The following is a 23,941-nucleotide window of genomic DNA, read 5'->3' as shown; positions in this document are numbered from 1 at the left end:
CAAAACCTCCTGTCTTCACTTTCTGCTATTATAACAGAAAACCTTCCCGTCTGACAGCTTTATCGGTTCCTTTTCTGATAATCTAAAACTCTCTCTTTATCTGAGCTCCTGATCTGATTTTTGATATACCGCACTCTGCCGTCCTCGGATTTTTTTAAGGTCACCTTATGGCGGAACAGGCAGTCCGTCCCCTTTTGTTTTAAAACAGCATCCACGGTGAGGATGATCCTTCCGTCTTTTTTATACTCTGCCCGGATCACCTCAGGAACCGGCATACTCTGGGGAATTAAGTTTCCGCACCTTAAAGGCTCCCACAGATAACGTGTTCCGTCTTCGCCTCTGTCTGCCAGTGCACGGATCTGTCTCTTTGAAAACGGAAGATATTTTTGAAGCAGAAGTTCAAATTCTTCTGACAGTATTCCTTTTGTCCCGTTGTCCCCGTCAAAATATCTGCCGGTCTCTATACGGTACAGATACTCATAGAGATCATTCATATAAAGTTTCCCCGGCTGTTTTTCATCCCAGTCGGTAAGAAACAGATTATTTCCTCTGTAACCCACCGGTTCAATATATCTCCTGCAAAATCTACGGTATTCTTTTGAGAGGGGACGGATGCGGATCATACTGTGGGTGTCCATCTCCTCATTTTCTGTATGTATGGTCTCCCAGATCAGCCAGCCCTTCTCTGTCATTCTAAAAGAGGATACTTTTTCTGTCTTTACATAGGATACCGCCGGATTTCCCTGTTTGTCCCAGTCCAGATAGGCGTCTGTGAATTCTGCTTTCTTTCCTTTCATCCTAAGTTCATATCTGTGGATTCCACCGGATCTGGTGACACCAAAAAACACGGTGGAAGTCTTCCCGCCTTTTTCGGCCTTCCGCAAAGCTTTCTCCACTGTCCGTCCATTCTGCATATCACAGTCATTTTCCATACACGCGGCGGAATATCCGCATGTTCCGAGCCGCCAAACGATTCTGTGGATCTCCTTCTTGGACAATACCGGATTTATGCCTTTCCCTTTGTCTGCGGACGAATAAATCGTCTTATAACAGTCTGCCGCCGCAAAGAGTTCTTTTTTGATCTTTTCTGTACTTCCTTTCGGATTCTTGTTCGTTTCTGTGCCGCAGGCAGAAAGGCAGAAAAGGCATCCCAGCATTGGGATCAAAATCTTTATGATTCTCATAGTCATTTGTCTCCTTTTTTTAAAATCTTACAACCGTAAGAGTTAATTGTCAAGTATAGCTGTCCATGACAAAAGCCATATTAAAAAGTAAATATGATATTTAGAAAGGACGGTACAAACTATGGATGCGATTGTTTATCACGGGGTGAAAGATGTGGGAGTAGAAAAGGTTCCGGACCCCAGGATCGAAAAGGAGAATAATATCATCGTCAAAGTGACCTCCACAGCCATCTGCGCTTCCGATCTCCATCTGATCCAAACGGAGGAGCCGGCGGCCTGTTCGGGTACAGTGACGCCTTCGGCGGATATCCCGGAGGACAGGCACAGTATCTCCGGGTCCCCTATGCCAATGTAGGGCCTGTAAAAGTCCCGGAAGAACTTGAAGATGAACAGGTCTTATTCCTGATGTTGTGGTCTCAGGCTGTGGTCCAGTCGCCTTTTGACAATCAAATGGGCCTTTTTACTGGGTGCAGAACGTGTCATCGACTGCGTGGGTATGACGGAAAAATGTCGGTTGTGGAAAAAGTGGAATCCGCCCTGAAACTCCAGGCCGGCTCCAAGTCTGCCATCGAGATCTCATCCGAAGTGGTGAGAAAATGCGGAACCGTGACAATAATCGGTGTCTACGGTGGAAGATACAATCTATTCCCTCTGGGCAACTTTTTTGACCGGAATATCACACTGAGAATGGAACAGTGCCCTGCACAGAAATATGTGGACCCTATCCTTTCCCAATCCCAGACAGTTCCTTTGACGCCACCGATATCATCACACACCGCCTTCCTCTTAGTAAAGGGAAACACGCATACAAAATCTTCGACAAAAATAGGACGAGTGCATCAAGGTCATCTTAAAACCCTAACTCTTATCTCCTTCATGGTAAACGATCTGACCGTCGATGAATGTATAGAGCGTCTTGGTAAGGGTACTCACCGGATTGTCGGAAAATACTGCGAGATCCGCATCCTTCCCGGGTTTCAGGCTTCCGACCCGGTCATCCACACGGCAGTTCTTTTATTACCTTTCCTTTCGTCTGCACATAGCCGTGTTCTATAGTTTCTCCTTCCATAGGAAGGATTTTCCCGTTTAAGATCAGCATCGTTTTATTCCTCCTCTAATCAATAATTTTTTCTTTTTTTGGCATACTGATTATTATACCAAGTGTTATCAGATATAAAGGAGATAAGGATTATGCCAAAAAAAATTATTGTCATCGGTGCGAATCATGCAGGTACCGCAGCGCTGAATACGATACTCGACAATTATAAGGATGTGGACGTCACCGCCTTTGACGCCAATTCCAATATCAGTTTCTTAGGCTGCGGGATGGCTCTCTGGATCGGGGGACAGATTTCCGGGCCTGACGGGCTGTTTTATTCCAGCAAAGAAATCCTGGAAGGGAAGGGCGCAAAGATCTATATGGAGACCTCGGTCAATTCCGTAGATTTTGACAACAAGGTCGTCTATACGAAAGATGCTGCCGGCAAAGACTGTGAGTACCCTTACGACAAGCTAATTCTTGCCACAGGCTCTACTCCGGTAGGCCCCCAGCTTCCGGGCATGAGTCTTGACAATGTCCAGTTTGTAAAGCTCTATCAGAATGCGGCGGAAGTCATCGAAAAGCTTGGAGATACCTCTATAAAGAAAGTCGCTGTCGTCGGAGCCGGATATATCGGTGTGGAACTTGCCGAGGCTTTTCAGAGAAACGGCAGAGAAGTCACTTTAATTGACTGCGCAGACACCTGTCTCTCCGCCTACTATGACGATATATTCTGCAAACGCATGGAAAAGCAGCTGTCTGACCACGGAATCCGCCTTGCATTTGGAGAGAAAGTAAAACAGCTGGAAGGAAACGGGAAAGTCGATAAAGTAGTCACAGACCAAAACACCTACGACGCCGACATGGTCATATTCTGTGTAGGCTTCCGCCCCAACACGAAGCTCGGAAACGGCCAGCTTAAGCAGTTTCACAACAACGGCGCTTATCTTACAGATCTCATGCAGCAGACCAGCCGCCCGGACGTCTATGCCGTGGGTGACTGTGCCACCGTTTACAACAATGCCATCGAAGATACGGATTATATCGCACTGGCCACCAATGCGGTCCGTTCCGGGATCATTGCCGCCCACAACGCCTGCGGTACAGAGCTGAAATCCCCGGGGGTACAGGGTTCTAACGGGATCAGCATCTGGGGCTTAAACATGGTAAGCACCGGGCTTTCCCTGGAGCGAACAAAAAAACTCGGTTTTGATGCCGCCGCCACAGATTATGAGGACTGGCAGAAAGCCGGGTTTATGGAGAAGGACAACTATAAGGTCGTGATCCGCATCGTTTATGACAAAAAGACGCGACGAATCCTCGGTGCACAGCTTTGTTCCGACTATGATATCTCCATGGCGATCCACCTGTTTTCTATGGCCATCCAGGAAAAAGTCACCATTGATAAGTTAAAACTGTTCGACCTGTTTTTCCTTCCGCATTTTAATCAGCCGTACAATTATATCACTATGGCCGCACTGAATGCAGAATAGGAGTGATTCATATGCCGGAAGTAAAAAAATTAACATCATTCCATGAACTCTACAAAGAATTGCTTCAAAAACAAATGAAAAATGAAGATATCAGCGAGGCTGACTATGATCCTCATCAGCTTGACTGCCTTTTAAATCCGGACCAGTATGCCCCGGTCATCCACACGGAATCATGTGAGAGCTGTGCCTATGACAGGGCATGCAAAAACAGCTGTATTTTTGACGCCATAGAAGAGGTTGACGGAAAGCTGGCTATCGATCCGGATAAATGCAGCGGATGCGGTGTCTGTATTGAGTCATGCAGGCTGGATAAGCTGGCAGAGAGCAAGGATATCTTCCCCGTGTTAAAAGAAGTGCGCAGTAAAGAAAAAGATGTTTATGCCCTGATCGCCCCTGCTTTCGTAGGCCAGTATGAAAATGCTTCCCCAGGACAGCTGAGAAGTGCACTGAAAGCCGCCGGATTCAAAGGAATGGTGGAAGTAGCGGTCTTTGCAGACATTCTGACTCTGAAGGAGGCTCTGGAATTTGACAAGCATATCAATTCAAGAGATGATTTCCAGCTCACCAGCTGCTGCTGTCCGGTCTGGATCGCCATGATCCGCAAAATCTACCATGAACTGATCCCCCACGTGCCGGGAGCAGTCTCCCCGATGATCGCGGCAGGGCGGGCGGTAAAGCATATTCATCCCGATGCGGTTACAGTATTCATCGGCCCGTGTATCGCAAAAAAGAAAGAAGCCAGGGAACCGGACATTGCAGATGCAGTGGACTATGTACTGACATTTCAGGAAGTACAGGATATTTTCGACGCGGCCGAGATACGGCCGGAAGAACTTGCCGACAACGACAGGGAACATTCCTCCAGGGCGGGCAGGATCTATGCCCACACCGGCGGCGTCAGCGAGGCCGTAAGGTCTACTGTGGAAAAACTCAGTCCGGGAAGGGAAGTTCCGGTCCGTGCACAGCAGGCAGACGGCGTCCCTGCATGCAAGGCCATGATCGAACAGATCCAAAAGGGCGAGACAGACGCCAACTTTTTTGAGGGAATGGCATGCAGAGGCGGATGTGTCGGCGGGCCTAAAATCATCATTGATAAGGACAAGGGAAAAAGAAATGTAGAGACCTACGGAAAAGAAGCACCATATAAAACACCCCTTGACAATCCGTATGTGATGGAACTTCTCCACCGCCTTGGTTTTAAAAATATGGAGGAGTTTGTGGAAAAGAGCGACATGTTTACCAGAGATTTTGCAAATAGTTAAAAATACAAAAAATATATATTTCCCATTAAAAATGCATCCGTTACAGAAAAATGAAATCTGTAACAGATGCATTTTTTATTTATTCCAAACTTGTTTCTTTCATTATTATGCCAGGAATCCAAAGTATACAATTACCACGATACCAAGCAGGATCCGGTAAATCCCAAAGACCTTAAAGTCATGTTTTCGGATGTAACTTAGCAGCAGACGGATTGCCAGGATGGACACTAAGAAGGAAACCACGGTTCCCACAGTCAGAAGAAGCCATTCACTGCCTGAAAACATTCCTACCTTCAGAAAATATTTGATCAGTTTCAGACCGCTGGCCCCGGCCATGACCGGAACTGCCAGGAAAAATGAAAATTCACTGGCAACATAACGGGAGCAGCCTAATAACACGGCTCCCAGGATCGTTGCACCGCTTCTGGATGTCCCCGGAATTGCCGCAAGCACCTGAAAACATCCAATAAAAAACGCCGCTTTATAAGTCAGATCCTCCAGTGACCGCATGGATGGACGCCTGTTTCTGCTCTCAATGACAATGAATGCAATACCGTACAAGATCAAAGTTGCCGCTATTACATAGACACCCGATAGATAATCTTCCAATATCATATCCAGCGGAAGCCCTACGATAATAATCGGTATGCACCCTACGATGACCTTTTTCCAAAGGTTATACGTATCCCGTTTTTCTCTTCTGCTCTTTTGCGGAGAAAATGGATTCAGTTTGTGAAAAAACAGAACCAGAACCGCCAGAATAGACCCGAACTGGATGACTACTTTGAATACTTCAAAAAACTCCGGACTTGAAGCCATTGGCCATATGTTGTCAAACAGAATGAGATGGCCCGTACTGCTGATCGGAAGCCACTCTGTGATTCCCTGGATAATACCGAGCACAATCGACTTTACGATTTCTATTACATTCATAATTTATCTCCCTTACATGTTTTTGTTTATTATATTTCACTTCAGGAAGAATTTCAACTTACAATACCGTCATTTATTATCCAGCGGCTGAATGAGATATTTATGACTGATATCCTGTAGTATTATATACGGCATTCCTTCACTAATGCATTTCTGGGGACATACGTCCCTGCACGTCCCGCAGCCGATACATGCTTCAGCTTTCCCCCGGATACACATCGTTCATCATCGGGTTCTCCTCAAAAACGCGGTCAATCTACATCTTTTGATCCGAAAGCTTTTTCACCGGGCCGGAAAGCCTCACCATCTGAAATTCTTTGTTCATCCCTGTGATAGCCGTATATTCATTTGCTATCAGCTGTCGGTAAAAGTCTTTCCCTCTTTCCGTACAAAAATACAGCTTTTCTCCCTCTGCGATCATGACATCGATAATGCGCACCTGGGGATGTCCTTCTTCATCTACCGTTGCAAACGCCGCATCTTTGATCTCTCTTAATAATTTAATACACGCTTCTGCTGTCATCCCTTTATCCTCCTTTGTGAATGCTTAGATTCTAATTTCATGATAATTCCCCGTTCTCCAAACGTAAAGTACGCACAAAAAAGTAGGATGGTTACCGCCAGGAAATCTGGTATCTTTCGGATACCGTAAAATTCGGAAAGGAGCGGCTAACTCTGATTAACCGCTCCTCACTATTCTTCACTGATGATTTCAGCTTTAAAGACATTAATCGTATCCGCGTCCGGACAACAGAACACCGCCGTTCCCTCCGGCTGACCCGGAATGTTTCCGCCATATCTTAAAATATCAACGTACGGAAACGCCACATGCATAGCCATCGGACAAAGCTGTCCCCTCTCCGTATCAAAATCAAAACTGTCTCCGGCCTTATGTCCCCGGTGACAACCGTGATCCCCTTTTCTTTCGATCAGTGTAAGTTTAATCTTCGGACGTCTCAAAATTCAGCACCTCCAGATTTTTCTCGATCGGTATTCCCTTAAACTTATCGGCTGTCTCTCTGTTGAGCAGGATCAGCTCTCTGACGGCGGTCATGGCCCGCTCGGCCGCTTTGTCAAGCTGTGTTCCGTTCAGTACCTGACTTGCCAGAACAGCCGAGAAAATATCTCCGGTTCCCGGAAAACGCACCGGAATCTGTTCAAATGGAAGCTCAGACACCGTATCCGTCTGATGGTCATAGATCAAAACAAAATCTCCGGCCTCCGTCTTTACACTCGTGATGACGATAGATTTTGCACCAAGCTTTCTGAGTTTTTTGAGAAGCTCTCTGCTCTCTCCTTCTGTGATGACTTCCTTTCCCTGATACATTTCCGCTAAAAAGCTTGCTTCCGTCAGGTTCGGCACGATCACATCGGCCAGGGAGCACAGATCTCTCATATAACCTACGGTTTTTCCTTCAATTCCGTTGTAAAGCTTCCCTTCATCTCCCATAATGGGATCTACAAAAATCCATGTTCCATTCTCTTTCTGATCTCTCAGATAGTCTGAGATCAGTTTTACCTGCTCTTCAGATGCGATAAACCCCGTGCAGACAGCGTCAAAAGAAAATCCCAGCTCCTCCCAGACTTTCATCGTCTTCCTCATATACTCTGTGGTCTCTAATATCTCAAACTTTCCATAGTCGAGAGTGTTTGAGACGAGTGCAGTGGGCAGGTTATATAAATTAAGTCCCGCATGGGTCATGACCGGCAGCATGGCAGACAGTGCCACTTTGCCGTAACCGGCCAGATCATTGATCAACAGTATTTGGTCTTTCATGTCATTCCTCATCTTTCTCTACTCTATATTTTTTTCCAAAACTCTTATGAGGCGCTTGTAGTCAATCGGTTTTGAGACATGATCATTCATGCCTGCTGCCAGTGCTTTAGCCATGTCCTCTGCAAAGGCATTGGCTGTCAGAGCGATCACCGGAACCGTAAGAGCCTGGGGATGTGTGCTGTTCCGGATCTCTTTTGCAGCGGTGTATCCGTCCATGACCGGCATCTGCAGATCCATAAGGACTGCCTGATAATGTCCCGGCTCAGATGCCAGGAACCTGTCGAGAGCCTCCTTTCCGTTCTCTGCATTTTCAACCACGAATCCCACTTCAGTGAGTATCGTCTCCGCAATCTCCATATTAAGTTCATTATCTTCTACCAGCAGAAGCCGTTTGCCCCTGAGTCTGTCCGAACACCGGGAATCAGCCCCTGGCACACCTTGTATTTTAAATCCCGTCATCCTGTGCTCCGTAACCTGATCCGAATCGGCGATCTTCAAATTCAGAGTGACGATAAAGCGGCTTCCCTGACCCTTCCGGCTTTCTGCCTGGCATTATTTAGCATAACACGGTTTATTCTCTGTGCCCATTTGCTTATAACAAAACTCAGATGATTTTCACTCCTAAGAAACGCACCAGATCCATAGCCTGCATCGGGCCGATCTTCATCCCGCGCAGTTCCCGAAAAGTATCGGATACCATGATTCCCTCGATGTTGCTGTCCGATAAGTCGATGCCTTCCAGCTGCGTCTTAAAAAAATCGACTCGGGAAAGGTTCACTTTTTCAAACCGGATTTTTTTAAACTTTACTTCCGCAAAAAACGCTTCACTGAAATCAACTCCTTTAAGTCTGCAGCCGTCCCAGAGCGTGCCTTCATAGTTGGCATAGTGATAACATCCTTCTTCAACCATTGTTGTGCGGAACGTGCTCTGACTGAAGTCTCCTCCGTCACCTTTGCATCCCCATATTTCCGTTTCTTTTAAATAGCAGGATTGAAATCTGCAGTTAGAGAAATCACAGTTCAGGAATTTTACATTGTAGAACATAGAACCGCTGAAATCACATGATACAAACCTGCATTTTTTGAAACAAACATGATTAAATTCTACCTTTACAGGCATTTCCAGACACAGTATCTCACCTTCATATTTTTTTTGTATCAGCGGCTCTTCCCCGGCTGCCGCCTTTATCACATCGTCTTCCAGCATTCCGCACCTCCTTTTGTCAATCCTTTTCCGCCGCCACGATCAGCATCATAGGACGGCGCAATCCATTGGCTGATCTTTTCTGCCAACGTTCAAAATCCTTCACGTAATGGAATGCAAGTGAGCTGATGACCACATCAAAAGATTCCTTTGGAAAGTCCAGATCTTCCATGGCATATCTTCGGTACCGGATCTTTTCATGGCTGTTCCTTTCTCCTGCAGTCTCTAACATTTTGCTGAAATATCAATGCCTGTCACAGATTCAGCCCCCTTCTGGGGCCCGTAGACCGCACTGCATCCATGATTCCCGCACAGAGGATTGGTCACGTCATATGCCATCTCAAACTTACATTCACTTAATTCCGGAAGCACGCAGGTGTCCGTAATCCTCTCAAGCTCAGCGAGTCCTCTGGCTCCAAAAGGAACCTGCTTACCCCCGGCATTCAGGAATCCGTATCCCAAAGCCTGAAGCATCTCAATCCCGCCGTCATTGGTTGCACTTCTGCCAATTCCAATGATAAATTTTCGGCAGCCTTTCTGCACAGCATCCCGGATAACTTCTCCAACTCCATAAGTTGTTGTGTACATCGGATTTCTGTCTTTTTCAGAAACCAGCGTTATACCGGCTGCACCAGACATTTCAATAACAGCTGTGCCGCAGCAGCTCATCTTTTTTTCCACAAGTGCTTTCACCTTCCCCCGTTTGCGTTATGTGTGTATCTTATGTTGACATTCGCTGCATTCTGCATCATGCAGGGAAATAATACCGCCGCAGTTCGGGCAGTGTTCCGGTTTTCCCCGGTCACTGTTCAGACATCCGGCACAAGGTTTTTTATGATAACAATGTTTGTAACAAACCATGCAGTTCATCCCACAGGGTGCAAACATGTCTGCTTCAATCTTCTCCGGCATTCTCATCTTCCAGCCTCCTTATGTTTCTTTTCCTTCCAGGAATCCGGCAATAACCTCTGCCGCCTTCTCGGCACAGGAGAGAATTGCGGGATGTACCCCTTCCGGGAAAATACATACTTCTGCATTGGTTTCTTTGGTTATTGCACGATATTCATCCAGAAAATCTGATCTGCACATGTCATCTCCCTTGCTGCCCATCAGCAGGAGAGGATTATTTAGCGCGCTCAGCGGCTTTGTAAATAAGGGCAGCTTCTCTTTGGCACACTGTACCATCGCACTTGTATCCATATCCACGATGCGTTCCCAGTCTTCCCCCTGGCACCACTCGTAAAATGCTGTCCCCATTTCGTCCTTCTTGGCATCTGCCCGCTCCTTAAGCAGATTCTCTGCAAAGTCGTCTGCCAGAGTACGTCCGTCAAAACTGTCCGCCACTACCTTGTCCACCAGATCGGGGCGTTCCAAGGCTGCATTGACTGCCGCCCATGCACCGCCGCTGGTTCCCACAAGGTTTACCTTTCCAAGATCCAGATGCTCAAGCAGAGCTATAGTCTGTCTTGCCTCTTCCATCCAGAGTTCCGCCGGAAATGCTTCCAGCCTGTCTGATTTCCCATGGCCCAAAAAATCAATAAGAATTACATGAAACTTATCTTCATATAAAGGCAGTATAAATTCAAACATCCTGGAAGATGCTGTGTTCCCGTGCAATAACACTACGGGTTTTCCGCTTCCTGTTTCTTTGTAATAAATCTTTTTTGACTGATAATTAAAATATGACATCCTTTGCCTCCTGACCGTTTCTTTGTTTACGCCTCTTATCGATCAGCAAGGCTATGGAAACACCAACGCCCTGCTGTCAGTGCTTCATCATCCAAATTCCCATAATCTCAACCTCCATTCTATGTATATGTTCAGTATAACATAGAACTGTGCAGATTCCATTCAATTTTTTGTCATCCTTCATCTTGACATTTCTTCTTTCTTGAAGCATGATTTGATTAATATGATCTGTAATACATTTTTGAGGTTGCACATATGAAAAAGATTTTAGATGAGCGTTTAATTTATGAAATCCTCTCTGTAGTGGAAGAAATTCCCCTGGGGAAGGTTGCGACTTACGGCCAGATTGCCCGTCTGATCGGCAGAGAAAAAAACGCAAGACTTGTGGGCAGGGTCCTTGGCATGGCAGAGTACTACGGCAGTTATCCCTGCCACCGTGTGGTCAATCACGCCGGAAGACTGGTCCCGGGCTGGCATGAACAAGGACTGCTTTTATTAGAAGAAGGCGCTGTGTTTAAAGATGATTGGCATGTCGATTTGAAAGCTTGCCAATGGGACGAATAGACAGCTGCTTTATTATTCCTTATATTTGACACCGTTATAAACACAAGTGTCTGTAGAAAAATCACCGCAACTTGTATTAATTTCAAATTCAATTCCATACGCCAAAAGCATACGCAGGATATGCCCGCCTCTTTCAATAAGAGAGACGCCGTCCCCCACGCTCTGCCAGTAACCGCCAGAAATACTTTTCCTGTTTGCTGTGCGGTTCGGATTGCGTCAGCACTTTGTTGCGATATTTTATGTTGTTCATTAAGCAATGTCCCATCCAGATCACTGGCAAACAGTTTTATTTTCATACCGTTATTATTTCTCCTCGATTTTTATCAGATGAATGTCAAATACGTAAAAATCTTCTTTTACAAGAGGCACCGTAATTCCAATTTCCATCAGTTCATCTCCTCCGTATATTCTGCCTGTTGCTTCTTCATAATAGTCCGCATCAGGATCCAGCCCAAGCATCCGGAAACACCCATGAGAGTACAGGGGATTGAAAAATTTCTGATAGATTATCACTTTACACTCTTTTTTCCCCACGCATGACCACATATAATAATTCTGATTAGGAACCTCGTGACGGTAAAAAATGTCGTTACTAAAAAATTCCTGTTCTGACTTATATTGTGAAATCTGCTCTGAAATAATCTTTAATTCTTCTTCGCTGCACTTTGTTACATCCAATTCATACCCAAGATTGAAAAAACGGGCTGTCTGAAATCTTGTACGCAGTGATGTTGTTCTTCCCGTCTGATGGTTCGGCGTAATGCTTACGTGCGCTCCCATTACTTCTTTGGGATACAGAAGGCTGAAACCATTCTGGATTACCGCTCTGTCATAGCCATCTGTATTGTCACTGGCCCAATTTTGAGGCACATAATACAGCATGCCCGGATCAAATCTCGCTCCTCCGCTGGAACATCCTTCTACCAGAACCTTAGGATAAGCAGTTTTCAGCCACTCAAGGATTTCATATAACCCCAGGATGTACCTGTGGCTGGTTTCCTTACTATTTCCATCCCGGTAAGCTTGTGAATACACATCTGTCAGAGGCCGGTTCATATCCCATTTGATATAATCAATAAATCCTTCCCTCAAATAGGAATCTAGAACGTTTTTGATATAATCTCTTATCTCTGTTCTGGTCAGGTCCAGCAGGTACTCATGACGCCCTTCCGTATTTGGATATCCCGGAACGCCAAGGGCCCAGTCCGGATGAAGTTGGTACAGATCGCTTTTGAGGCTTATCGCTTCGGGCTCAAACCAAAGACCAAACTGAAGTCCCTGACTGTGAACCAGGTCTGCCGCCTGCCGGATCCCACCCGGCAGCTTTTTCTCATTGCATATCCAGTCACCCATGGAATCATGACTGTTGTTTCCTCTGCGAAACCATCCGTCATCCAGTACAAAGAGCTCGATTCCCAGTCTCTTGGCAATTATTACCTGCTCCTTTATTTTTTCCAGACTGACATCGTAGTACATAGCCTCCCACGAGTTTAAAAGCACCGGACGTACTTTTCCGGCAAATTCCCCGGGAATCAGATGTTCCCTGTACAAACGGTGAAAATTATGACTCATTTCATTTAATCCGTTGCCACTGTAATTTAACACTGCCTCCGGTGTACAGAAGCTTTCCCCAGGTTTCAGTTCCCAGGAAAACATATCCGGATGAAGCCCCATCTGAGCACGTATGTTACCGAACTGATCCTTTTCTATTTGTGCAAGAAAATTCCCGCTGTAAATAAGCTGAAAACCATATACTGTTCCCGAGGTTTCCGTTGTCTCGTGATCCATCAGAGCAGCAAACGGCTGATATTGAAGGCTGGAGCTGCCTCGCACGCTTTCAATCCGCTGTACACCATGATGAAGCGGAAATCTTTCCATGTTTGCCTCTTTTGCATGTGTTCCATAGAGAATCAGACCATCGTATTCTTTCGCCGGAAGTTCCAGAGACATGCTCTGGATATTCTCAATACATATAGATCGGCTGCCTGTATTTTGCAGCTTTTGATGACGCATCAGGACGCCGATATCCGGTAAAATGGTATAATAAAGATACAATTTTAATTCTGCCATCTCATCCCTGCAGACCACTTCCAGCGTTTCAGCCTCTCCTTTTTTCGCAATAATGCCAGGAAGCCCCGGAAGTGATGGCTTATCCGGTAAAACTCTCCAGTTCTCGAATCTAAAATCCGCATGCCGGATCCCTGAAGCTGTCACGAAAGAAATTGCTGGGATTCTGTAATCGCCACTGTCTCTTACAGGATATTCAAATGGGAAATCGTCAAAAGATACATTCTCCACACTGCAGCTGTGGCTGGTATTATATCCTCTTTTAAAATACAGAGGGATTCCTGTCCCTCTGTACTTCCGGATTGTTTTCCCAAAATACCTGTGTATCAGATATTTCCCGTCAACAACCTCCATCACATAACTGATCTTGTTGTTACTGATATGTACGATGTGATCCTTTAAGACAATACTCATGCCGCATTCTCCATTTTTTTGTTAAATCCAAACAACCACGTAAGAATAAATGCTACCGCAAAAGCTACTACATTTACAAATATATAAATCGGAAGCTGTTCATTCAGGTATAAAAGAGTTCCCGGAATACCAGTGATTGACATTCCAGTTGCTTTTAAGTGGAACAAAGAAGCAAGGAAACCTCCAATTCCTCCACCGATCATGGACATGATAAATGGTTTCACAAATCGCAGATTTACACCAAAAACAGCCGGCTCTGTAATTCCGAGAAGCGCTGACAGACAGGAAGGGTATGCGACCTGTTTTGTCTTATTTGAAGCTGCTTTGATAGCTACTGCAAGAACAGCGCCCGCCTGAGCTACATTTCCGCATGTTCCGATTGGATTTAAGTAATTCCATCCATCATTAGCCAGCATACTGATTTCCAGGAAGTTCAGGATATGGTGTATACCAAATATTCCAAGCAACTGTCCAAAACTACCATAGATAAGTCCCCCGATTCCCATCGGAAGGAACAGCAGGTTCTCTACCACAAATAAAACTCCATTTTCCACATAGTGAAGAATCGGTCCAAGCACAAACAGAGCCATCACAATACCAACAAAAAGTGTGATAAACGGTGTCACGATCAGATCAAGGGCATCCGGTACATGTTTTCGGAGCCATTTTTCAAATTTTGCCGTGATAATACCAGTAGCGAAAGCCGGCAGGACTGATCCCTGATATCCTGCCACTTTGATAAATCCGAAAAATACAAGCGGATCTGCCACTCCTGATCCAACGTCGTAAGAACTTGGAAGGCTCGGGCTTACAAGCATGAGACCAAGTACGATTCCGATGACCGGGCTTCCGCCGAAATTGCGAAATGTAGACCAACAGACGAGCGCAGGCAGGAACGAAAAAGCAGTATCCGTCAAAATCTGTGTAAATGTCAGCAGGGAAGCTGGGATATCTTCCGGTGTCATTCCAAATACTCCCAGCACTGCTTGCTGTGTCAGAAGGCCTCTGAGACCCATGAAAAGACCGGTCGCCACCAGAACCGGAATAATCGGTACGAATACATCTGAAAACATCCGAATGGCTCTCTGAAATTTATTTCCATAAACCACTTCTTTCTTTTCTTCAACCTGCCCCTCATCTGGTCCGCCGGTAATCTTAATAACTTCATCATAAATTCTGTTTACCAATCCTGTGCCCAGAATAATCTGATACTGACCGGAATTGAAAAAAGATCCCTTTACTTTATCCAACGCTTCTACTTCTTTCACCTGGATCTTCTCTTTGTCCGACACAACTATCCTAAGCCTCGTTGCACAGTGCCTTACGGAAACAATGTTTTCTTTGCCGCCAACAAGTTCAACAATCTTTTTTGCCAACTCTTTGTCACTCATTATGCATACCTCCTGTATTGATCTCTTTACACTCAATCTCTGATTTTTCTGTCATTCCTTTAAAAATAACGGTTTGCCCTTCTCCTTTTGAATAGATCCTCGAAGACAGCACATACTCCCCTTCATTTAAAAATATCTCAATACTGGACTGATCCAGCCATAATTCCAATGAATAAAGCATTTCCATTGGAAAACTCTTTTGTTCTTCCGTCTTATTTACCCAGTCATACCTTACAAATGTGAAAACTTTTTCACTTCCATTATAGAATATCTTTGTACCATCTTCTGGAAACCTTATGAATATTCCCTGATCCAAATCTGATCCTGACACTTTAACAAATGCCGCTTTCTGGGGGAATACCGCTTTTATTTCTTTCGTTTTCGGCATCTCTAAAGGAATTTGCTTTCCTTTCAATCGTTCGAATTCTTCCGGGACCCTCTGATATAACCTGCCATTTTTCACATTCAGTTCTCTTGGAAGCGTCAGGCAATGAATGTTTCTCTCTTCAGCCGCAAAAATCTGCTCCTGCATTTCATTCATTCGTGACATCCATCCGAACATAATCCTTCGTCCCTTATCATCACAGAATGTCTGCGGTGCATAGAAGTCAAACCCCTGATCAAAACGACAGTGTTTATCGAGGTCACGGTCACCAACCGTTTCCGTTTTCTCATCAAACTCCATGATCTTATATGCGGAAAAACTAACTCCGCATACATCGTTATCGTTGTCACGTTCCTGAGGATTGAACATTAAAACATGTTTACCGTCCAGTTCAAACAGGTCCGGACATTCCACCATTTCATACATCTCTGTTTCAGCCAGATTTCCCTTTACGCTCCAGTGAACTCCGTCACAGGAACTTGCCAGAGCAACAGCGCCTTTCCCATTACTCTTCTGGGCACCGATTACCATAAAATAGCCCTGGCGGCTTCCCTTAAACACTTTCGGATCCCTGAAATGTTCCGTATAATCTGCCGGAGTCTCCAGCACGCATCCGTGTTTAAGATATTTTCTTCCGTCTGAACTCACCGCCATGCACTGATAAACTTTTCTCCGACCATCCGATTTTGTGTTCCCGGTATAGAACAGGCATAACTTATCTTCTATCACACATGCGCTTCCCGAGTAGACGCCGTCCTGATCATAAATCTGATCTGGAAGCAAGGCGCTTCCTTCAAATGTCCAGTTCAAAAGATCTGATGATTTAAAAAGCCCCCATTCCTTGTATCCATGATCCTTTGCGAATCGGTTCCATTGAAAGAAAACATAGTATTTTCCTTTAAAATAAGCCAATCCGTTTGGGTCATTTAAGAGGCCCCGGTCCGGTTCAAGATGATACTTTTGTCTCATCCCACCCACTTTGTATTACTCTCCTTTCTCCTTTTTTCTACAATCATAATAAAATAAACAGAATTCATTTTATATAGAAATTACATAAAAAAATATGGAAAAACCTAACCTTTTTGTTTATAATAAAACCATGAAAGAATATAAAGAAACTCAACACTCCTTAATTTACAAATCAAATTCCGATCTTTCCTTTTACAGTGCTGGTTACGAAGACTGTTTACCAGGATACCACTATGGACCGAAGTACCGTTCCTACGATTTAATTCATTTCGTGTTAAAAGGTAAGGGAAAACTTCATATCAATGAGCACATATTCCACCTTTCCACTGGAGATGCTTTTATCATTCCTGCGGGTAAAGTTTCCTATTATGAAGCTTCAACAGACGATCCATGGAGTTATGCTTGGATCGGCTACCTCGGAATCAGTTCGCAAACTTACACATACCAGCTTATGACCTCCTCCGAAGATATTTATATCATCCATCAGCTTGATACCGAAAAATACGAAGAAGTCATTTCTCAGATTCTAGGTCTGCAGGGGAATACGACAAGCCAATATTTTAAGGCAAATAGTCTGCTCCTTAATATTATCGGCATGCTCTTTGAAGATGTTTCTTTTAACGAGCGAAGCTGGGGAAAAGTATCCGTTGCAGATGAAGTAAAGTTTTATTTAGATACCAATTATTCAGAAAAAATAGTGATAAAAGATCTGGCAAAATCTTTCGGAGTCCATCCAAATTATCTAAGCAGAATTTTTTCTGAGAAATTTGGATACTCTCCAAAACACTATCTTCTAAAATTAAAGTTAAAAAAAGCCTGCCGTCTGTTGATGACGACAGGACTTCCTGTTTCTGTGATCGCCGGTTCCCTTGGTTTCGAAGATCAGCTGGCTTTTTCAAAACTTTTTAAAAAGGAATTTTCTCTGTCTCCCACTGAATACAGAAAATATAATCGACCTGGCAGTTTGGCGAACGATAAAAGTTAATATTAAAAGAACTAGTATTCTGATGTGGTATTACGGTGTTTATATGCTTTATTAATGTCAGATAATGCCTATTACATCTTTTTTCATGATATTCCTCACTTTCTATGATGGTTAATACAGCAACATTCCGAAATATGTGACGATATTTTCATTCATATACTTTAGGTTTGCAGTTTCTTCCAGCTTGGCAACATTGCTCCCAAAACCTTCTAAAGAAGGAGATAACATTTCTGAATTTCTGCATTTTACTGAAGGATAAGTACAGTTTTTACACCGTTTACATCCTTCGTTTGATAATATGAGAAAAAAATGCAACTGTGGTTTTATCACTGTATATAATCGACTGCACAGATCCTTGAACCCACTGTGTCCTCTTATCATTCCTTCATAATCGAAGGAATTGTCCAAAGGATAAACGGCATTAAATACCAGTGCTCTTGCATATTGGCGTCAGTCATCAACTGTACCCACAGCCGGAGGACAAGCCCAGGACTTCCCGTACAGGCGGCAGACATTATCCTCACATATTTTTCTGATTTCTTGATCAAAAATAATTTCTGTTTTGGAAATGATTCCAAATTGATAAATACCTATTTCTATTATCTCGTTTTTTTTAGCATGTTCGAACCTTCCTCAAAATAAGTTTGTGAAGAAAATGTATAGTAGAATCCGAAATCTAAGAGAAGATCGTGATCTCACGCAAAAACAAATGGGCGAGATCTTAAATTGCAGCCAGCCAGATGACAAGCGCCTTTACCCCCGTAAAAAGGATGGAAATCAATAGATTCTGCCCGGCTTTTCGTTCCTCCACTTCTGGAAATATTCTGTCTTTTTGCAATCTCGGTGTCACTCATTTCCAAGAAATAGTACATCAATAAATTTTCACAGTTACGTTCGGACAGCTTTTTCAAGGCTTGTGCCAATTCATCATCACAAATACGAATATCATTACCGCCTTTCCGTTATGACGTGAAAAGTGTTTGTCCCTCTTTCCGCACCATATAGGGAATTGCAGGTGTGATTTGCTAAGTTGAAACCGAAAAAATTTGAAAAATTATTTGCACTAAAAAAGCCCGCACAAAACATATGGTTTGTACGAGCCTTTAAAGCCGTATTGCATTCAATTTTTTGTAAAGATTTATTAAATTGTATTTGATTGTATAGAATTGTACTCAAAGCTTTCCATAACGTTAGCCCCCTTAAAGCACTTTCTAGTATCTAAAAACATCATTCTACAACATAACAGATTTCAATAAACCTTAATACATCTTGTCGTCCTCGCTATCTTTTGAACGATTGTTAGAATTTCTCCTTTGGTTATACTTCTTCATAATTACAATTTTAAGTAAACCAACGACAATCAAAACCACAACAATGATAATCCACCAGTATTGTTCCATAACCTACTTCCCTCCTTTCCCTTTCAATAGCCTTAAATCATCTTCCCTGTCCTATGCAGAATAGAGAAGTTCATTCGTATTAACATGTACCATACAATGTTTACATTGTGGAAAGTTGTTTTCAATCGTTTGATGGACTCCCTCAGCAATCCTTGTAAACCAGTACATCCACTCTTTTATAACAATGGATAAGACTGCCGCCGTAAGTGCGATTCCACTAGCAGCAGAAAGCGTATTGTACTGTTCTGAAAAGATTTTCTTGATACCTGAATATCCAATTCCAGCACCTGTTATAGCCAATGCGACAGAAAGAATAATGGAAGCCACACATTCCATACGTTCATGCCCATAAGGATGTTCTCTATCAGGCTGTTTTTCTGATATTTTAATTCCAACCATCACAACGATTGTGCTTAATACATCAAAAGCCGAGTGTACAGCGTCCGACAGCATGGCACTTGACTTTCCTATATATCCGGCAGCAAATTTAAGTAGCGATAAACTCAGGTTGATGATTAGTGTGATTTTGGAAACCTGAATAGCCTTATTTATATTTTTGTTTTGCAGAAGTCTACCTTTTTCCATAATATGACTCCTTATCCTGCCAGCTTCCGAAACAGACGTTTTGTAAGGAAGTAGTACCAGACTAAAGCTACCACCAATCCTATGGAGAAATAAAGAACCGCTTCATTCTGCATGGCTTTCGCTACCCAAAATGATGGAAGGAAGCCAACCGCGAACTGGTAGTAACTATCAATAAAAAAGGGGGCTGGTATTCCGAGTAATGTAAGTGCAGCTAGTTTTGTAACTGCCATACCCTCTAATTTATTGCTTGATAATGTAATAATCATAAGTGAAACAATAATTGCCTGTACTGAGCCGAGAAGCGCCAAACATATTGTCATTCCAATGGACAACTTTTCTAATGAAAAAAGCAACAGTACAATAAAAGCGATGATTGCCGAAATAATTGAGGGTACTCCCAACCTTGTAAAGAGATACCCCGACTTACCAAGAGGGGTAATCGAAAAGTACCGTGACACTTTATCGTCGATTTCCTCTAATGTAATCATTGCAAATGCAAAGCAGAGTAATACAGGAGCCATGATAGAAAGTAGTAAATCAAAAATCGGATAGTATGCTTGCAAAGAAAAATCTGTTATTCTTTCAAGAAAGGGAATACCGAATTTAATCAAAGCTCCCATGACAAAAGGCGTAAAACAAGCTGCAAACATCATAGGGTCGCTCTTGATTTGTCTAAATACCTGTATGGTACTGGATAATATCCTTTTCATAGCTTTACACCTCCTAAACTTTTCCACATATGCTTAACTGTATGTCGCGCAACTATGTAGAGGATAATCAACGTAGCAATTACAAGTACCATATCAAACGATAGTAAAATGCTTTTTCCAGTTATAAGGTTCATGCAAGCTGTGAACGGAAAAAAGCGGAATATATCTGGTAACTTTACAAACAGACCAACGATAGGTGGAACAAAGCAAACAATTTCTATCGGCATAATCACAATGAGAAATTGGTTCAAGTTTGAAATTTTTGTAGCCGCAATAATTCCAAGCATAGTAAAGATTGCTGATGTCAAAGCCGTACCAACTGCGATACTAAGTAACTGATTGCTACCGGAAACTAATCCTAATATCATTGCAATTACCGTAGATATGGCAATCAGCGCAACTGTTTTTGAAAGTATATATTCGGACATTTTTACGGGAGACACTACAATAGCATTTAATACCTTTTGACTTTTTTCCAAAAGGACAATCGCTCCCATAAAAAACAATCCCATTGCTGCCGGGTCAGAGTATATCATGATAGAAGCAATATCCGTTTTCCAATGTCCCGGCAAAGAGGCAATCCCACACACATATAAAACTGTTAATATAAAGTAGATAAAATAGAAACCATATTTCCATTGGAAATGTATATCACTACAAATTAAACGTCCCAATCTCATTGAAGTGTCCTCCCTGTAATATCAACAAAAATATCATTTAATGTAGGCTCACTACTATGAATAGAAAGCAAACGGTTTTCGGAAATTAAACTTTTTAACAACTTATCTTCTGTGGTTCTATCAAGCAGACATTCTCCGGTTTTCTCGCCTTTATCATAGTAGGTATATTGTATTTTGGCAGCTCCCCTTGACATAATCAAATTATGCGGGCTATCCAATGCACTGACTTTTCCGGCAACGATAAAGGCTACTTGGTCACATAGCTCTGTTGCGTCAAACATATTGTGAGTAGTAATGATAATCGTTTTTCCGCGTTTCTTTTCCGCAAGAATAATGTCTTTCATTAAACGATTATTTGTAGGGTCAAGACCGCTTGTAGGTTCATCAAGGAATAATATATCAGGGTCATGGACTAACGCTTTAATGAAATTCAAGCGAGAACGCATACCTTTGGAAAAGTCAGCAACTTTTTTGTCCCCGTCATTTTCCAAGCCTACCATATGCAATAATTCATCAATAGACCGAGGTTGCTTTTCATATAGAGAAGCAAAATAGGCGAGATTTTGTCGTGCTGTGAATTTCTCATAGCAGGTTGAAAATTCAAAGTCTACTCCAATATTTTCATAAAACCGATTTGTGCGTTCCTTTATTTCAATACCTGAAACTTTTACACTGCCTTTATATTTTGTGTTAAGCCCAGTCAATACTTTTTGTATGGTTGACTTTCCGGCTCCAGAGGGTCCTAAAAAGCCGAAAATTTCTCCCCTCCCAACATGGAAACTTACATTCTCAACAAACGGTTTGTCAGTATAGCTAAAATACAGTTTTTTTACATCAATCATTATTCTTTCCTCCTTTAACTTTATGACGTTTACAGATATATAGTCATATATACTGTAAAAAATTTGTTTGGCTACCTGCCTGTCAAATAACCAAACAAAATTGTTACTCTGCTACTACTTGCTGAATAATACCATTCACTAAAAGATTTTGTATCATATTCAGTTCTTCGTCCTCTTTGAATTGTTCCAAACAGGATAAAACAGAATACAGAGATTTTATGATAACTGTATGCGGAACCAAAAATATAACCCCTAAATCTTCCAGTATCTCCAATATACGAATATCACTGTACATATGATTTTCAAAAATATCTGACGATATTTTTCTTTGCAGATAGTCCATTAAAGATAAATCAATCTGTGAAAGAATAGGCGAAGTAATCACCCCCGTTAAACTTAGCATAATAACGTCCTTTGCTAAATCTCTATGGTTCTTATACTTTTTCTTTTTAATGGTTGTTTCTATACTTGTAAATAACTCTTTTTGTAAGCGAAAATTGATTTCAACATATAGGTGTTCTTTACTGGGATAAAAAGAATAGAAAGACCCCTTTGATATGTTTACAGCGGCTACTAAATCATCAACCGTTACTTTTTTCAAACCGTGTAATGCAAACAGCTTTTCTCCTTCTATCAAAAGTTTACTGCTAATGATCTCTTTCTCTTGTTCTGTAAATCGTGGCAATTCTCATAACCTCCTTATGACTAAATCATTAGTATCATCATGAAAAGTATAGCATTTGCTGCTCATATTATCAATATGCTATCCTAGATATTTATGCAATGTAGGTTCCAATGCGTTTATCGTCGTGTCCGTATCCTCATTAAAAATCATGTGACGATTAAGTTCTAAAGTAAGTAATTCCTTTTGCGGCGCATGGATTAAATCAAATACTTTGTTGGTATAATCAAAGCTAAAAAGCGGGTCGCCTTTGGCTGTAATTAAAATAACTGGACATTGTATTGAGCCGTTCTCCAAGCACGATAAGTCAGCATTAAATAAACTGGCGACAAATCTTAAAGGATAATATGGTAAAAGCATAGGGTCGTTTAAGCAATCTTGTTTTGCCTGTTCGCTATAAAATACTTTGTCATAGTCTAAATAAGCGTCTCCCGGAACCTTGTAGTTAGGCAACAACTTTCCGCCCACACGAAAGCCCCACTGTATCAGCCCCATAAAACGGTGTGTCCATGCAGGATACTTTGTTAAGCTCATAGTTTCTTTTAGTGTAGTCAGCATGATATTATGTGGAAAAACGGCTTTTAATCTTGTATCCCTACCCGCCGCCATTGCTGCTAAAATCCCGCCTTGACTGGAACCCATGACGGCTATGTTAGCTCCGAAATTTTCTATTCCGTAAGTTGTTGCGTCATATACATTATACAGCAAATCTTCCATTGTATAATTTTGTTTGATTTTAGGGCTTTTCCCGTGTGAAAGATAATGAACACCTATTATATTAAATCCTCTTGCACCCAGTCCACATAGAAAATTCTCATACATGAGAGGGTGCGACATAGTACCCGGCAAAAAAACAATGGTAGGACTACCTCTTTCTGTATACCAGATAGAAAGGGTTATCGGAACATTATTTGAAGATATGCTAACTTCTTTATACATACCTCATACCTCCATTATGACTAATTTGATTTTATAGTCATATTATATCTTATTGCAAGCAGGAAGTCAACAGCATTTCATCATAAGAAGCTCGCACATTATCACAATTCCAGCCTAAATGAACACTTAATCTCTGCCAGACAACTAACTGTCTTAAAAGGTAGGCGTGCTTGCTACTAAGCCCTGTGTGGTTTTTTGCATACTGTTTTACATATTCAATGGATAACGCAACGTCGGCAATCTGGTCAGCACTCATGCGGTCGCTTGCATTAGAACGTATTTTATAACCGTTTTTGAAAGCCTGTTGATGTCGATACAATAAGCGTCCTCGTCCTCGACTTTCATGTGTCCCTCGTTAAAGGTTTCTGTAATAGAGCCGTCATTATTGACACGCTCTACGATATCAACACGCTCGGCAGACTCCGTCCAGTATTGCTTTTCCGACGCATGAACGGGTGTACTCGGCAAAGTGGTAACGACAGTTGCAAGAGCTAAGAAGCCCGTACATAATCGTTTCAATATCTTTTTCATAATTTTTAGTTCTCCTTTCATTTGGGTAAAAAAATAGACGCTCATTTCTGAACGCCATACAATCGAGTAGGGGAGATTAAATCTCCCCTCTCACACCACCGTACATGCCGTTCGGCATACGGCGGTTCAACATAACTTCAAAGCATGACGTTCCATGTAATAATCGTAGCAACTCACAAGCCCTGCCTGTTTCAGCTTTTCTTTTGAGATTGCCCT

Annotated in this window: 27 protein-coding genes and 5 pseudogenes; 5 read left to right on the top strand and 27 right to left on the bottom strand. The window is 42.6% G+C overall.

What is annotated here, in order from left to right; genetic code table 11:
* Positions 1 to 59: 59 nt before the first annotated feature.
* Positions 60 to 1,184, bottom strand: a complete 1,125-nt coding sequence (locus CI597_RS09205; protein ID WP_235824588.1) for a DUF6070 family protein — start codon at positions 1,182 to 1,184, stop codon at positions 60 to 62.
* 121 nt (positions 1,185 to 1,305) lie between these two features.
* Here CI597_RS09205 and CI597_RS19200 point away from each other — a divergent pair, with 121 nt between their 5' ends.
* Positions 1,306 to 1,539 carry a hypothetical protein gene (locus CI597_RS19200; protein ID WP_024728492.1) on the top strand — a complete coding sequence of 78 codons (234 nt, stop codon included), beginning with the start codon at positions 1,306 to 1,308 and terminating at the stop codon, positions 1,537 to 1,539.
* A 503-nt stretch (positions 1,540 to 2,042) separates the two neighbouring features.
* On the opposite strand, the gene CI597_RS19440 is transcribed toward CI597_RS19200, so the two are convergent.
* Complete coding sequence (locus CI597_RS19440) at positions 2,043 to 2,186, bottom strand: amidohydrolase family protein (protein ID WP_235824587.1); 144 nt, start codon at positions 2,184 to 2,186, stop codon at positions 2,043 to 2,045.
* Positions 2,187 to 2,375: 189 nt separating this feature from the next.
* On the opposite strand from CI597_RS19440, the gene nox reads away from it, so the two are divergent.
* On the top strand, positions 2,376 to 3,716 hold the full coding sequence (nox, locus tag CI597_RS09190) for a H2O-forming NADH oxidase (protein ID WP_024728493.1): 1,341 nt from the start codon (positions 2,376 to 2,378) through the stop codon (positions 3,714 to 3,716).
* 11 nt (positions 3,717 to 3,727) lie between these two features.
* Positions 3,728 to 4,978, top strand: coding sequence for a [Fe-Fe] hydrogenase large subunit C-terminal domain-containing protein (locus CI597_RS09185; RefSeq protein WP_024728494.1), 1,251 nt, complete (start codon positions 3,728 to 3,730; stop codon positions 4,976 to 4,978).
* A gap of 105 nt (positions 4,979 to 5,083) precedes the next feature.
* Here the strand turns inward: CI597_RS09185 and CI597_RS09180 are convergent, their stop codons facing one another.
* The 11 genes and pseudogenes from CI597_RS09180 to CI597_RS09135 all read right to left on the bottom strand — a co-directional run bounded on the left by CI597_RS09180 (position 5,084) and on the right by CI597_RS09135 (position 10,581).
* Entirely contained in the window at positions 5,084 to 5,911 is an 828-nt protein-coding gene (locus CI597_RS09180) for an undecaprenyl-diphosphate phosphatase (protein ID WP_024728495.1), read from the bottom strand.
* 69 nt (positions 5,912 to 5,980) lie between these two features.
* Positions 5,981 to 6,130 carry a 4Fe-4S binding protein gene (locus CI597_RS19435; protein WP_235824586.1) on the bottom strand — a complete coding sequence of 50 codons (150 nt, stop codon included), beginning with the start codon at positions 6,128 to 6,130 and terminating at the stop codon, positions 5,981 to 5,983.
* Positions 6,131 to 6,167: 37 nt separating this feature from the next.
* Complete coding sequence (locus tag CI597_RS18480) at positions 6,168 to 6,434, bottom strand: pyridoxamine 5'-phosphate oxidase family protein (protein ID WP_051405242.1); 267 nt, start codon at positions 6,432 to 6,434, stop codon at positions 6,168 to 6,170.
* Between the two features lie 170 nt (positions 6,435 to 6,604).
* The gene (locus CI597_RS09170) at positions 6,605 to 6,871 is read right to left on the bottom strand and encodes a TIGR04076 family protein (protein ID WP_024728496.1); all 267 of its coding nucleotides are present in this window, start codon (positions 6,869 to 6,871) and stop codon (positions 6,605 to 6,607) included.
* Positions 6,852 to 7,688 carry a pyridoxamine kinase gene (locus CI597_RS09165; RefSeq protein ID WP_024728497.1) on the bottom strand — a complete coding sequence of 279 codons (837 nt, stop codon included), beginning with the start codon at positions 7,686 to 7,688 and terminating at the stop codon, positions 6,852 to 6,854. Before CI597_RS09165 ends, CI597_RS09170 begins: the two co-directional genes overlap by 20 nt.
* An 18-nt stretch (positions 7,689 to 7,706) precedes the next feature.
* Positions 7,707 to 8,090, bottom strand: a pseudogene (locus CI597_RS09160) (response regulator); the annotation flags it as partial.
* Between the two features lie 202 nt (positions 8,091 to 8,292).
* A complete protein-coding gene (locus CI597_RS09155) occupies positions 8,293 to 8,895 on the bottom strand; it encodes a pentapeptide repeat-containing protein (RefSeq protein WP_024728499.1) in 603 nt (200 codons plus the stop codon).
* Positions 8,896 to 8,911: 16 nt separating this feature from the next.
* Positions 8,912 to 9,124, bottom strand: a complete 213-nt coding sequence (locus CI597_RS09150; RefSeq protein WP_024728500.1) for a methyltransferase domain-containing protein — start codon at positions 9,122 to 9,124, stop codon at positions 8,912 to 8,914.
* 29 nt (positions 9,125 to 9,153) lie between these two features.
* Positions 9,154 to 9,549, bottom strand: a pseudogene (locus CI597_RS09145) (glycerate kinase); the annotation flags it as partial.
* A 51-nt stretch (positions 9,550 to 9,600) separates the two neighbouring features.
* Positions 9,601 to 9,810 carry a hypothetical protein gene (locus CI597_RS09140; RefSeq protein ID WP_024728502.1) on the bottom strand — a complete coding sequence of 70 codons (210 nt, stop codon included), beginning with the start codon at positions 9,808 to 9,810 and terminating at the stop codon, positions 9,601 to 9,603.
* Between the two features lie 12 nt (positions 9,811 to 9,822).
* Complete coding sequence (locus tag CI597_RS09135; RefSeq protein ID WP_024728503.1) at positions 9,823 to 10,581, bottom strand: alpha/beta fold hydrolase; 759 nt, start codon at positions 10,579 to 10,581, stop codon at positions 9,823 to 9,825.
* Positions 10,582 to 10,836: 255 nt separating this feature from the next.
* Between CI597_RS09135 and CI597_RS09130 the strand changes: the two genes are divergently transcribed.
* Positions 10,837 to 11,145, top strand: a complete 309-nt coding sequence (locus tag CI597_RS09130; RefSeq protein WP_024728504.1) for an MGMT family protein — start codon at positions 10,837 to 10,839, stop codon at positions 11,143 to 11,145.
* Here CI597_RS09130 and CI597_RS19430 read toward each other — a convergent pair.
* From CI597_RS19430 to CI597_RS09110, 4 genes are read right to left on the bottom strand one after another with little or no spacing between them, the layout of a single operon-like run.
* Positions 11,028 to 11,441, bottom strand: a complete 414-nt coding sequence (locus CI597_RS19430) for an HAD family hydrolase (protein ID WP_081723884.1) — start codon at positions 11,439 to 11,441, stop codon at positions 11,028 to 11,030. The genes CI597_RS09130 and CI597_RS19430 overlap by 118 nt on opposite strands.
* A 7-nt stretch (positions 11,442 to 11,448) precedes the next feature.
* Positions 11,449 to 13,626, bottom strand: coding sequence for an alpha-galactosidase (locus CI597_RS09120; protein ID WP_024728505.1), 2,178 nt, complete (start codon positions 13,624 to 13,626; stop codon positions 11,449 to 11,451).
* Entirely contained in the window at positions 13,623 to 15,017 is a 1,395-nt protein-coding gene (locus tag CI597_RS09115) for a sucrose-specific PTS transporter subunit IIBC (RefSeq protein WP_024728506.1), read from the bottom strand. The genes CI597_RS09120 and CI597_RS09115 overlap by 4 nt, the downstream gene beginning before the upstream one ends.
* Positions 15,010 to 16,371 (bottom strand): glycoside hydrolase family 32 protein, encoded by a 1,362-nt coding sequence (locus CI597_RS09110; RefSeq protein WP_024728507.1) that lies wholly within the window; start codon positions 16,369 to 16,371, stop codon positions 15,010 to 15,012. The genes CI597_RS09115 and CI597_RS09110 overlap by 8 nt, the downstream gene beginning before the upstream one ends.
* Positions 16,372 to 16,465: 94 nt before the next feature.
* On the opposite strand from CI597_RS09110, the gene CI597_RS09105 reads away from it, so the two are divergent.
* A complete protein-coding gene (locus CI597_RS09105) occupies positions 16,466 to 17,356 on the top strand; it encodes an AraC family transcriptional regulator (protein ID WP_235824585.1) in 891 nt (296 codons plus the stop codon).
* Positions 17,357 to 17,467: 111 nt separating this feature from the next.
* On the opposite strand, the pseudogene CI597_RS19740 reads toward CI597_RS09105, so the two are convergent.
* The 10 genes and pseudogenes from CI597_RS19740 to CI597_RS09055 form a co-directional block, all read right to left on the bottom strand.
* Positions 17,468 to 17,926, bottom strand: a pseudogene (locus CI597_RS19740) (DUF2284 domain-containing protein).
* A 125-nt stretch (positions 17,927 to 18,051) separates the two neighbouring features.
* Positions 18,052 to 18,309: pseudogene (locus tag CI597_RS19425) on the bottom strand (hypothetical protein); the annotation flags it as partial.
* A gap of 306 nt (positions 18,310 to 18,615) precedes the next feature.
* Positions 18,616 to 18,756: a hypothetical protein gene (locus CI597_RS18140; protein WP_006354945.1), complete on the bottom strand. Its 141-nt coding sequence runs from the start codon at positions 18,754 to 18,756 to the stop codon at positions 18,616 to 18,618.
* 51 nt (positions 18,757 to 18,807) lie between these two features.
* On the bottom strand, positions 18,808 to 19,341 hold the full coding sequence (locus CI597_RS09085) for a cation diffusion facilitator family transporter (RefSeq protein WP_024728509.1): 534 nt from the start codon (positions 19,339 to 19,341) through the stop codon (positions 18,808 to 18,810).
* A gap of 11 nt (positions 19,342 to 19,352) precedes the next feature.
* A complete protein-coding gene (locus CI597_RS09080) occupies positions 19,353 to 20,051 on the bottom strand; it encodes a hypothetical protein (protein WP_024728510.1) in 699 nt (232 codons plus the stop codon).
* Positions 20,048 to 20,731 carry a hypothetical protein gene (locus CI597_RS09075; protein WP_024728511.1) on the bottom strand — a complete coding sequence of 228 codons (684 nt, stop codon included), beginning with the start codon at positions 20,729 to 20,731 and terminating at the stop codon, positions 20,048 to 20,050. The genes CI597_RS09080 and CI597_RS09075 overlap by 4 nt, the downstream gene beginning before the upstream one ends.
* A complete protein-coding gene (locus CI597_RS09070) occupies positions 20,728 to 21,573 on the bottom strand; it encodes an ABC transporter ATP-binding protein (protein ID WP_024728512.1) in 846 nt (281 codons plus the stop codon). Before CI597_RS09070 ends, CI597_RS09075 begins: the two co-directional genes overlap by 4 nt.
* A 103-nt stretch (positions 21,574 to 21,676) precedes the next feature.
* Positions 21,677 to 22,258, bottom strand: coding sequence for a TetR/AcrR family transcriptional regulator (locus CI597_RS09065; protein ID WP_024728513.1), 582 nt, complete (start codon positions 22,256 to 22,258; stop codon positions 21,677 to 21,679).
* 78 nt (positions 22,259 to 22,336) lie between these two features.
* Positions 22,337 to 23,194, bottom strand: a complete 858-nt coding sequence (locus tag CI597_RS09060; protein WP_024728514.1) for an alpha/beta fold hydrolase — start codon at positions 23,192 to 23,194, stop codon at positions 22,337 to 22,339.
* Positions 23,195 to 23,267: 73 nt separating this feature from the next.
* Positions 23,268 to 23,725: pseudogene (locus CI597_RS09055) on the bottom strand (hypothetical protein); the annotation flags it as partial.
* Between the last annotated feature and the right edge of the window lie 216 nt (positions 23,726 to 23,941).

This window comes from Anaerostipes hominis (ex Lee et al. 2021) (assembly GCF_002270485.1).
GTDB lineage: Bacteria > Bacillota > Clostridia > Lachnospirales > Lachnospiraceae > Anaerostipes > Anaerostipes hominis.
This window is presented reverse-complemented; position numbering and strand designations above follow the sequence as displayed.